This is a genomic window from Dethiosulfatibacter sp., assembly GCF_983023055.1.
In genome coordinates, this window is record NZ_CEZJXU010000254.1 from 1 (window position 1) to 550 (window position 550).

Annotated in this window: 2 protein-coding genes; both read left to right on the top strand. The window is 40.5% G+C overall.

Features of this window, described 5'->3' with window-relative positions:
* On the top strand, window positions 1-335 hold a 335-nt coding region (locus AC3AX0_RS09115; protein WP_487549986.1), incomplete at its 5' end, for an efflux RND transporter permease subunit.
* On the top strand, window positions 328-550 hold a 223-nt coding region (locus AC3AX0_RS09120; RefSeq protein WP_487549987.1), incomplete at its 3' end, for a TetR/AcrR family transcriptional regulator. The genes AC3AX0_RS09115 and AC3AX0_RS09120, both read left to right, overlap by 8 nt.

Consider the following 550-nt stretch of genomic DNA (forward strand, 5'->3'; position numbering starts at 1 on the left):
ACAATGCAATAGTTCTTGTGGACTATATAAACAAGAGAAGAGCCTCAGGTGAAACCAGGATGGAAGCAATACTCAATGCAGGACCTATACGACTTAGACCTATACTCATGACCGCAATGACTACAATTCTTGGCCTATTCCCATTGTCTTTGGGACTTGGTGAAGGGTCTGAGATGCAGAAGCCACTGGCAGTTGTAGTAATAGGAGGACTGCTTCTTTCAACTGTGTTGACACTTGTATATGTACCTGTGATTTATACAGTAATCGATGACATAGCAAACTTCTTCAAGAGACTCTTCCATATGGACAAGAACGTGGAGGCGAAAAATGGCTGATATAAGCAAGCGGGACAGGATACTGGAATCGGCCTTTGAAATATTCATAGAGAAAGGCTACCATACTGCCAAAATCGAAGAAATTGCAAAGAACGCAGGTATAGGAAAGGGTACAGTATATGAATACTTTTCCGGAAAACAGGAAATCTTTGAAGAATCCTTCATAAATAATGTAAACAAGAGCTTTGCAAATATGAGAGTGATACTGGACAGTG